The organism is Synechococcus sp. R50.1, from assembly GCF_047462115.1.
GTDB lineage: Bacteria > Cyanobacteriota > Cyanobacteriia > Thermostichales > Thermostichaceae > Thermostichus.
In genome coordinates this window covers 1-9442 of record NZ_JANSIN010000040.1, presented here as the reverse complement: position 1 = coordinate 9442, position 9442 = coordinate 1, and the positions used below count along the sequence as shown (strand labels likewise).

At 55.5% G+C, this 9442-nt stretch carries 7 protein-coding genes and 1 pseudogene; 2 read left to right on the top strand and 6 right to left on the bottom strand.

Translation table 11 applies throughout. From position 1 onward, the window contains the following. Positions 1-365, top strand: a pseudogene (locus tag NW870_RS10000) (hypothetical protein); the annotation flags it as partial. A 34-nt stretch (positions 366-399) separates the two neighbouring features. Here NW870_RS10000 and NW870_RS09995 read toward each other — a convergent pair. Continuing rightward, complete coding sequence (locus NW870_RS09995) at positions 400-630, bottom strand: DUF2555 domain-containing protein (protein ID WP_011433368.1); 231 nt, start codon at positions 628-630, stop codon at positions 400-402. Positions 631-866: 236 nt separating this feature from the next. Here NW870_RS09995 and NW870_RS09990 point away from each other — a divergent pair, with 236 nt between their 5' ends. Next, positions 867-2645, top strand: a complete 1779-nt coding sequence (locus tag NW870_RS09990; RefSeq protein ID WP_414375114.1) for a flavin reductase — start codon at positions 867-869, stop codon at positions 2643-2645. Here NW870_RS09990 and NW870_RS09985 read toward each other — a convergent pair. From NW870_RS09985 to NW870_RS09965, 5 genes are all read right to left on the bottom strand, one after another. Further along, positions 2623-3195 carry a Uma2 family endonuclease gene (locus NW870_RS09985; protein WP_414375112.1) on the bottom strand — a complete coding sequence of 191 codons (573 nt, stop codon included), beginning with the start codon at positions 3193-3195 and terminating at the stop codon, positions 2623-2625. The genes NW870_RS09990 and NW870_RS09985 overlap by 23 nt on opposite strands. 67 nt (positions 3196-3262) lie before the next feature. Then, positions 3263-6985: a PAS domain S-box protein gene (locus tag NW870_RS09980; RefSeq protein WP_414375110.1), complete on the bottom strand. Its 3723-nt coding sequence runs from the start codon at positions 6983-6985 to the stop codon at positions 3263-3265. A gap of 159 nt (positions 6986-7144) precedes the next feature. After that, on the bottom strand, positions 7145-7732 hold the full coding sequence (locus NW870_RS09975; RefSeq protein ID WP_414375109.1) for a hypothetical protein: 588 nt from the start codon (positions 7730-7732) through the stop codon (positions 7145-7147). Positions 7733-7824: 92 nt separating this feature from the next. Beyond that, a complete protein-coding gene (locus tag NW870_RS09970; protein ID WP_414350202.1) occupies positions 7825-8439 on the bottom strand; it encodes a Uma2 family endonuclease in 615 nt (204 codons plus the stop codon). 85 nt (positions 8440-8524) lie between these two features. Next, positions 8525-9442: RNA-guided endonuclease InsQ/TnpB family protein (locus NW870_RS09965; RefSeq protein ID WP_414375107.1), on the bottom strand; the 918-nt coding region annotated here is incomplete at its 5' end.

The following is a 9442-nucleotide window of genomic DNA, read 5'->3' as shown; positions in this document are numbered from 1 at the left end:
GCACCCAGTCTGCCGAGGAGAACGCCGCCCGTCTGCGGGAAATCGAGGAGCTGCGTCAGTCCATCCAAGAAAGCCGCGCCGAATTTGCCGAACAAGCTGCTGCCCAAGCTCAAAGCCTGCGAGAGCTACAGCAAGTTGTCAGCGAGACCCGCTCTGACTTAGCTCACCTTGCCGAGTGGGCAGAGGAAGTGACTCAAGCTCTGGTTACCCTCACCGCCCTACAACGAGAGCACGAACGCGCCATTCAGGCCATCAACCAACGGCAGGCGGAAACGGATCAGAGGTTCAACGTTCTCCTTGAAGAAGTGCGCTACCTGATTCGCCGGCAAGGCTCTGACGGAAATCCTCCCCCCTCGTTGCCCTGAGCACTGGGATCCCTTCGGAACTGCGAAGACAGTCCTAATCTTCATCCACTTCCCACTCCAACAGGTGTGCATAGGGAGCCACCAAGTGGGGAGCATAAAAGGCAACGGCTCGAAGGGCATGCCAGTCTTCCAAGCAGCCAAAGACGGTCGGATACTCATTGCGCTCCAACCGCTCTGCAATTGCCGCCACATCAGCTTCAGTAAACTGGCGGGGATCCATCCCCTTGGTAGGGGCCTCCACTTTGGACTTGGATCGGGCAGACATAGGCAGCCTGAACACGCTACAAGCCGATCTTAGCCTCTTCCTTTTTGCCCGGCCGACTTTGAAAAAACTTGACACACTCCCCACCTCAATCGCTTGCTTCTTGCGCAGTTGTGAGGACGGGGCCTCAGACTTAACTTTTGGGCAAGCCGGGCCGTGGGCTCCCAAACTCTGAAAAGGGATCCCCATTCCTCCAGTTTCGTGGCAAGGTGAGGACAGATACCGCATCGGAGGCTGCTATGGAGAGCAAGATCCCCGCCCGCGATGTCCAAGTTGCCCTTATCGGCCCGTCCACGCTGGTTCTCCGCTCCCGCACCTGGGATCGCCTGAAGTTTGAGCTGGAATACGCTCGGCAACGGGGCACCACTGCCAATAGCTACCTCATCCAGGCCCGCCAAACCCTTCTCATCGATCCTCCGGGGGAATCGTTCACCAGCATCTTTTTAGAAGAGTTGGCCCAACACCAGTACCTGCAGCGGTTGGACTTTATTTTGCTCAGCCACGTCAACTTTAACCGCATTGCCACTCTCAAGGCCCTATTGCCTCTGGCTCCCTACGCGATGGTGCTCTGCTCCAAGCCGGGATCCATTACGCTACGGGCCGCCTTTGAAGAGATGGATCCCTTGCCCCGCAGTCGCGACGAAGAAGAAGCCGCCGATCTGGGCATTTTCTACAATGGCGACCAGTCTTTCCGTTTGCGGGTCATCCGGGATGGGGATCGCCTGGATTTGGGAGAAGGGCATGAGTTGCACTTTCGCACCGTGCCCACGCCCCGCCACCCAGATGCCCTCTGTACCTACGATCCGGCCACCGGGATCCTCTACACCGATAAGCTGTTCGGCGCCCACGTGTGCGATGAGCAAGTGTTTGACGAACATTGGCGGCAGCTCAGCGAAGACCGCCGCTACTACTTCGACTGTTTGCACCGCAACCAATTGTCCCAGGTGAAGGCAGCCCTGGCCAAGTTGGAAGAATTTCCCGCCCAAATCTATGCCCCTGCCCACGGCCCCTTGGTGCGCCACAGCCTGCGGCGCTTGCGGCTGGACTACCACACTTGGTGCGAAGAGGATCCCGGCGAGCAGCGGGTAGCTCTCCTATACACTTCCGCTTACGGAAATACAGGCTTGATGGCCATGGCTATAGCCCAAGGGCTGGAGCGGGCCGGCGTTAAGGTGGAGCGGATCAACTGCGAATGGTCCACTCCGGAGGAGATCGCCCAAGCTCTGGAGCGCTGCCAAGGGTTTGTTATCGGATCCCCGACTTTGGCCGGCCATCCTCCTGTGCAGATCCAAACCGCCCTTGGCATCATCCTTTCTTCAGTTCCCACCACCCGATTGGCCGGGGTTTTCGGCTCCTACGGCTGGAGCGGAGAAGCGGTGGATCTCATCGAGAGTAAGTTGCTCAATGCCGGCTTTTCCTTGGGGTTTGAGACGATCCGCGCCAAGTTTAAGCCCACCCCTGAAATCCTGGAAGCCTGTCAAGAGGCGGGATCCCAGTTTGCTCAGGCCCTGCGCAAAGCCAAACGAGCCCGCGCCCCTCGCCAAACCAGCAGCGAAACTCAGGCGGATCGGGTTGGGCAAGCCCTGAGCCGGGTGGTGGGATCCCTGTGTGTAGTCACCGCCCTGCAAGGAGAGACCCGCCGTGGCTTTCTCACCTGGTCGGTGGCCCAGGCTAGCTTCAATCCACCGGGGCTAACCCTGTCGGTGAACAAGGAACAAGAAGCCGAATTGCTGACCTATCCCCAGGCCCCCTTTGTGCTTAACATCTTGCGGGAAGGCAAGGGCAGCAACTTGCAGCGGCACTTTCAGCGGCCCCAGCGCCCTGGAGAAGATCGGTTTGCCGGCTTGGCCACGGCCACTGCTGAGAATGGCTGCCCCATTTTGTTGGACGCCTTAGCTTACCTGGAGTGCCGTGTGAAAACTTGGATGGACTGCGGGGATCGCTACCTGGTCTATGCCGAGGTGGAACGGGGCAAGGTGCTGGATCCCACGGGGGTTACGGCCATGCGGCGGGGGTAGTGTATTGGAGAACAAAGATTTGTTGTGGAGTCAATGCTAACTGGATCCCATCGATCACCTTGAGCTGACGATCTGCTCGGCAAATTTCCGGCTCTTGTTGAGGGGCAAATATCAAAATAGAGTAATCGTCTAAATCCACCATCCACCCTAATTTGCTGCCGTGCTTTAGACAATGCAGGATATTATCGATTACACGGCTTACCCTTTGACCCGGCGAAAGAATTTCGATAATCCAGTCGGGTGCTGCGGTGAAGTCATCTTCTGGCTCGCCTGTTTCACTGAGGCGAATTCGATCCCACGCAATTACAGCAATATCGGGAACAATGGAACGACCGGCAAAAGTGCATCGCAATTCGGGTAGGGCAGTATAGTCGGTGGTGCTGCCGTCAACCTCAGCCAAAAGGCGTTTTTGCAAAATGGAATGGCGGACTTTGGGCAGCGGTTTTTGAATGGCAACTCCATCCACGTACTCCCATGCCGGAGACTCTTCTATGTGAGGCAACTTGAGGAAGTCTTCAAGAGTGAGAGCCAAATCTAGGCGAGTTGTCATAGGTTTAGGCAAAGCCCCCCCGGATCCCTGCCAGTAATGTATCCCAAAGCGAGGGGAAGAAGTGGAATTAAAATTGCGGCAATTCGGGTAGATGTAGCGTAAAAGTCGTCCAACCGGCAGAGCTGTTGACCTCAATGGATCCCCTCAGTTGATCCACCATTTGTTTCACCAAAGCCAAGCCCAGACCGGTGCCCCCTTCTTTCCAAGGATCATGGCTGGGGATCCGGTAAAAACGCTCGAAAATGCGGGTGAGCTCCTCGGCCGGGATCTCTTGGCTATTCCTGACTTGGATGCGAGTTCGGTTGGCCTCAACCCTGACTTCTAGGCGGATGGATCCCTGGCCGGGGGTGTATTTCACCGCGTTGTGTAGCAGCTCCCGCAGGATACGCCCCAAAAGGAGAGGATCTGTGGTGATGCTGCTCTCCAGAGGCACGTTGGCTTGAAAGGTTTGCCCCTTAGTACGGGCGCGTTCGCCAATAGCCAACAGCAAATCCCCCAACAAGGCTTCCCAGGTCAGCGTTTGCAGATTCAAAGCATAGGCTCCTGCCTTTAGCCGCTGCAAATCCAACAGGTCATTGATCAGCTCGATCTCCCGTTGGCATTCCCGCTGGGCGATGGATAGGTACTGGGCCTGCTTCTCCCTCGCAGGGGCAACTTGCAGCATGTGCAACGCCATCTTCAGGCTGGTGAGGGGGGTGCGCAACTCGTGGCTGACGGTGCTGATAAAGTCATCTTTGAGGCGGTTAAGGCGCTCCAGGGCTTGCACCTGCTCTTGGGCAGCTCGGAATAGGCGCGCCTGCCTTAGGCCGATAGCACATTGATTGGCCACTTGAGCTACGAGATTCATTTCCTGCTCATCAAAACTTTCCTCGCTGCTGCGAAAAACCCACAGATCCCCCAAGACTTGCTCCCCATCCCGCAGAGGGCAGACCAAGACTGATCCTTGGCGGGGGGCGTCAGGAAGTAAACAAAATATGCAGGGCTCTCCTCGCAACAACTGGGCGTAGAGATCTGGATATTGGGCAAAGGGAATACAAGTATGCAAGGCCGACCCCAAGCGAGGACAATACTCGTAGCTGATGGTGGAAAGGGTGAGATCGGCGTTGTAAAGGCCAATATCGCAGCCATCTGCATTTAGGTTTTCTCCCAGCTCGCGCAGAGCGGTGTTGAGAATTTCAGCTTCATCCAGAGAGTCGCGCACCCGGTCAGTGATGCGTTTCAGCAGGGCCTCAAATTGCAGGGATCGCTGCAACTCAGAGGTGCGTTGCCGAACCTTTTCTTCCAAGGTTTGATTGAGGGCTTGCAGTTGTTCATATAACTGGGCCTGTTGCAACGCGATGGCTAATTGATCGCTCAGCTCTTGTAAAAGCCGGATTTCCCACTCTTGCCAAGGGCGGCTGGATTGGCAGTGCTGAACTACCAATAGACCCCACAAAGCCTCACCCTGCCGAATCGGGATCACCAAGTTGGCTTGGGCTTGGAAAGACTCCAGCAACTCCCGATAGCAAGGATCCAAATCGGCTATTGCTACATCCCCCACTGCCTGGACAAAGCCCTCTTGGTACTTGCGATAGCACGGATCCCTTTGGAAATACTCATCCCACACGTAGCGGCCCAGGTGGCTGGGCCAGGGATCCGCTACCGACTCGGCGGCCACAATCCCACCCCCGTTTCCCTGCAGTCGGTAGATCATCACCCGATCTACCTGGAGAAACTCTCGCACTTCCGCAACCGTTGTTTCCAAGAGGGTTTGCAAGTCCAAAGCTTGGCGGATCCGCCGCAATAAGGCCCCCAACAGTCGCTCCCGCTCTGCCTCTTGCCGAAGCACTTCTTGAGCTTCTTTGAGGGGGGTGATGTCCACAACAACACCGCAAACGGCATAGGGATCCCCTTGCTGATCCCGCAGGGCAAATTTGGTGACCCACCTCGATATTTCTCGACCGTTACGAGAAACGACACTCTCACAGCTAATCGGATCAGGGGACTGGATAGCCCTTTGATCTTGCTCTCGAAACTTGAGGGCATCTTCTGGCGGAAAGAGTTCGGCATCGGTTTTGCCGAGGATCTCTTCCTGGTTACACCCTTGCTGCAAATAGGCAGTGTTTACCTGTAAGTAGCGCCCCTCCAAATCTTTGAGAAAGATGGGAAAAGGGATCCCGTCCAGAATGGCCCTAAGCCGGGCTTCACTTTCTTGTAGAGCCAGCTCTGCTTCTTTCTGCTCCGTAATATCTTCGGTAATGCCAACAATACGGATAACCTCTTGCTGTTCGTTCAAGATGGGTCGGCAAGAAGTACGCAGCCAGCGCAGCCTGCCATCCCGATGGAAAATGCGGTAGGTGATCTGCTGGGCTTCTTGAGTGGCTCGGGCGGCCACCTGCAGTACCCTTGGCAGATCTTCGGGATGGATCCTGTCTTTCCAGAGATCTGGCTTGCGGCGAAACTCTTCTGCTGTGTAACCCCAGATCTTCTCGCTTTGGGGGCTTTTGTAGAGAGACTGGCTCAAGTCTGCAGAATACACAAAGAAAACCACCGGTACAGCCTCTGCAATTTCCCGAAAGCGGGCCTCGCTCTCTCGCAGGGCCAGTTCCACCTGCTTTTGTTGGGTAATGTCGCGGGTACTGGAAACGATCCCCTGAACCAAAGGATCATCCAAGAGATTGGTGCAGAGGCTCTCCAGCCACACCCAATGGCCGTCGGCATGTTGCATCCGATAGACAAAGCAGAGAGTCTGGCCGGGCTGGGACAGGAGTTGCTCGCAGGCAGACGCGATGGCCTCGCGGTCTTCGGGATGAACCAGCTCCAGGGGTTGAGGCTCTCCTGGCTGGGGGGTAAGACCTAGGATCTTCTCCGCCACCGGGGGATTAAGGCAATACAGCCGGCCCTGGGCATCAACTCGGTGCAAGATGTCGTGGCTGTTGTTGATAAAGGCGCGAAAGCGTTCTTGTTGATCTGTTAGCTCTCGTTGCAGGCGCTTCTGCTCGGTGATATCTAGGACAATGCCGAGAAGCCCTAATCCTTTAGACTGATCCTGAAGCTTTACAGCGAAGCGATAGATGTAGCGCTCCTGACCTTGAATTACTTCCTTGCCCTCGAGTTGGGAAAACCCTTGCCGCTCTAGATCGGCTAGAACTTGAGAGGTGTACTCCGGCCAGTGGGGATGTTGCTGAGCCACCTCCTCCAGAGAAGTACCCAGCAGATCGCCAAACCAGGCGCGGTCAGTGGCATTTTGCAAAATTAGCACTCCCTGGGGATCCCTGGCCCACACCGCCAATGGCAGGGCATCCAACAAGGTGCGCAGTTGGGCCTCCCGCAGCCGCAGGTTTTCTTCCAACTGTTTCTTCTCTGTAATGTCTCGGCCCACGCCGCGAATGAACTGCAAGCGGCCCCGCCGGTCAAAAATGCCTTGGTTGATCCACTCAAACCACCGCACCTGCCCCGCTGCATCCGCCACTCTGCTAATCCGGGTAAAGGTGGGCTGCTGAGGGGTAAGGTGGGCTATCTTTTGCTGCGCCTGCTCCTGCTCTTCTGCCAGCAGCACGTCGATCCAGCGCCTGCCCCGCCAATCCCCCAAGATTTTCTGGCAAGCTTCGTTACATTCCACCACCGTCGTATCTGCACGCGCCAGCATGATGACATCGGGAAAACCCACCTGATCCCGCTGCAGCCAGCGCCTTTGCCAGTACATCACCACGGCCAGTGAGGATCCCCAAAGGAGCAGCCAAAGCCATCCGGGCAGAGTGTTTCGGTCGAGTAAGGTGTTTAGGTTGACTAGATTCCAGGAGACGCTCATAATTACGTAAGTGTATGGAGTGTCAAAGCTTACAAGAATCTCAGCAGCATTTCTAACCCAGGATCAAGCACTGTGCCAACAATTCCCCATCTCCCCGAAAAGGAGAGCAAAGTTTGAGTCTACTGGAACGGTGGGGCAGTATCCTCGAAAAGGGGGCTTTCAGGGTGAAGAGTTGTTTCTTAGGTTTCCTGAGTGTTCGGATAGATAGTTCTGAATCCAGCGCACCAGCCGCTGAGAGAGCACGAAAGCTTCTGGTTCGTCCCCTTTGATGCCGACTTGGCTGCTAAAGCAGGCGATGACCTCCTCGTTCAGCTCCGGTTTAGAAGGATCGCTGTGAAACTGCAGCCGCACTTGGCTTTGGACCTGGAAACTCTCTTGAGCTTGGTTGTCCAAAACCTCCTGGCCTACCCGATGTACCCGCACCCCTTGCAACTGGGCCAAGGGATAGGAAAACACCTGCTGCCGCCAAAAGCCCCAAGGGCCACCCAGCCGGGTCAAGGTCACCCGTTGGCTTTGGCAATCTAGATTCAGGATCTGCCCCAACCCCCAAGGGATCCCAGCCCACAGGCCCATCCCCACAGCCACCAAACCCAACAGCGGCGAACGAGCCCACAGTTGGGATCCCACAATCAGCAGCACCAAGCCTGCTGCCGCCCGCCAAGCCAGTTGCTGGGAAGTGAACCGTTGTAGGGCAATGCGCAGCCGTTTGGGATTGCGCTCCAGAACCTGCGGATAGACCGGTGCCATGAAATGGGATCCCACTGTTGAGACTAGTTTAACAGGGCTGCTCTTCCCTAGGTGCTGAAGGCGTCTTATCCGTACATTGCGTTGGTGAAAAACTACAACTCCGGCTCGGCAAAAAACTCTGATAAATCCAGCGCAAATCCAGGGATCACCTCTCCACCTTCCAGGATGTCGCCGGGTTTCTTCAATGCTTCAGGCTCAGGCCGGCGATAGACCAGAACGTATTTCTCTTCAGGATGAATGATCCAGACCAGCCGGGATCCATTCTCAAAATACTCAACGAGCCTATCATGGATCTCTCCAACGGTGTTGGCATCGGAGAGAACTTCTACAGCCAAGTCTGGGGATCCCTCAATATAACCCCTTGGGATCCCGCCCAGAGATTGCAGTCGTTCTTTGGAAAAAAAAGAACAATCCGGAGAGCGGCGATTACCGGATTTCATTTTGAAGGAAGTATCGGAATCGAAGGTAAATCCAATCCTTTGACTGCGAACGTAGGAGCCCAGAATGATGTGAATCAAACTTACGTAGTACCCATGCTTTGCACCTGCCGAGCCCACGGTAACCAGTTCTCCGTTCACAACCTCATAGCGATTGCCATCCTCCGGTAAAGCCATAAACTCTTCGTCAGTCCAAATTTTTCGAGAAGCTGCCGGAGAACTATCAGCAGGTGCCTCGGCCAATTTTTCTCTTTCCAAAACCTCGACCATCATGACCTCCGCAATGAAAAACGGCTAAACCAACCAAGGGAGCCGGTCTGGGGTCAACACATCGTAAACTACCCGGCTCCGACCGCTAAGCGGTACGGAGCGGGCTTTCAGTAGCCCTGAGCCTGCTCTGCTCTACCAGAGAACAAAACAGGCCCGAACCTCTAGGCTGGTTTACGACAGCCCCCAAAAGCGCAATCACATTCGCACCATTAAAGTCCGCATCCCCTTCCCATCCACAGTGCCCACACTTGAACGACTTACCACTGCGGTAGGATTGCGCAGGATCGGGATGGATGTGTAAACACTTGTGACAGGTCTGCGACGTGTAAGCAGGCGGCACAAGAACCAGAGAAACCCCTGCAACCCTCGCCTTGTATTCCAGAAATTGACGTAGTTGGTAGAACGCCCAACTGTTGGCCCTGCGCCTTTCGGTTTTGCTGCGGGGTTGTTGATTGACTCTTTCCCGAATCCCTGTCAGGTCTTCCAGAGCGATAGCGCTGTTGGTAGCTTTTGCCCTAGAGACAATAGCTTTAGAGATGCGATGATTGACCCACGTTTGAAAGCGTCTCTCCTTGCCAGACAGCCGTTGCAGCAGTTGACGGTATCTGCGCCGCGAACTGCGTGTGCCCTTACTGGCTTTGCGTTGGAGTGCCGCCCTCAATCGGGAGTAGTGGTCTCGGACTCTGTTCAACTGCTGTCCATTCCAGTTATCTCCTTCCGATGTATGGGCAATATCTGTCCTTCCCAAGTCCACCCCGATCACCCTGTCGGTATCTTGTTGCTTGGGTGGCTTTTTCTCTACGCAAATCTGGATGTAGTAGGAGCCATCTTTGCGCTTGATCAGCGTGGCAGCTTTTGGGTTGGAACCAGCCAGCATTCCCCTCTGGTAGTTACCAATGGCTAGCTCAAAGCGTTCTCTTCCATCAACCGTGGTCAGCGACACCGTCCAGTCTTTTTGACGGAACGAAAAGATGCGAGCGTCGTAGGTAACAAAGCCGCTCTT

Bases quoted from the DNA above. Each gene is read 5' to 3' on its own strand.
- NW870_RS09985 (WP_414375112.1), bottom strand. From the start codon at position 3,195: ATGACAACTCGCCTAGATTTGGCTCTCACTCTTGAAGACTTCCTCAAG.
- NW870_RS09980 (WP_414375110.1), bottom strand. From the start codon at position 6,985: ATGAGCGTCTCCTGGAATCTAGTCAACCTAAACACCTTACTCGACCGA.
- NW870_RS09990 (WP_414375114.1), top strand. From the start codon at position 867: ATGGAGAGCAAGATCCCCGCCCGCGATGTCCAAGTTGCCCTTATCGGC.
- NW870_RS09970 (WP_414350202.1), bottom strand. From the start codon at position 8,439: ATGGTCGAGGTTTTGGAAAGAGAAAAATTGGCCGAGGCACCTGCTGAT.
- NW870_RS09975 (WP_414375109.1), bottom strand. From the start codon at position 7,732: ATGGCACCGGTCTATCCGCAGGTTCTGGAGCGCAATCCCAAACGGCTG.
- NW870_RS09995 (WP_011433368.1), bottom strand. From the start codon at position 630: ATGTCTGCCCGATCCAAGTCCAAAGTGGAGGCCCCTACCAAGGGGATG.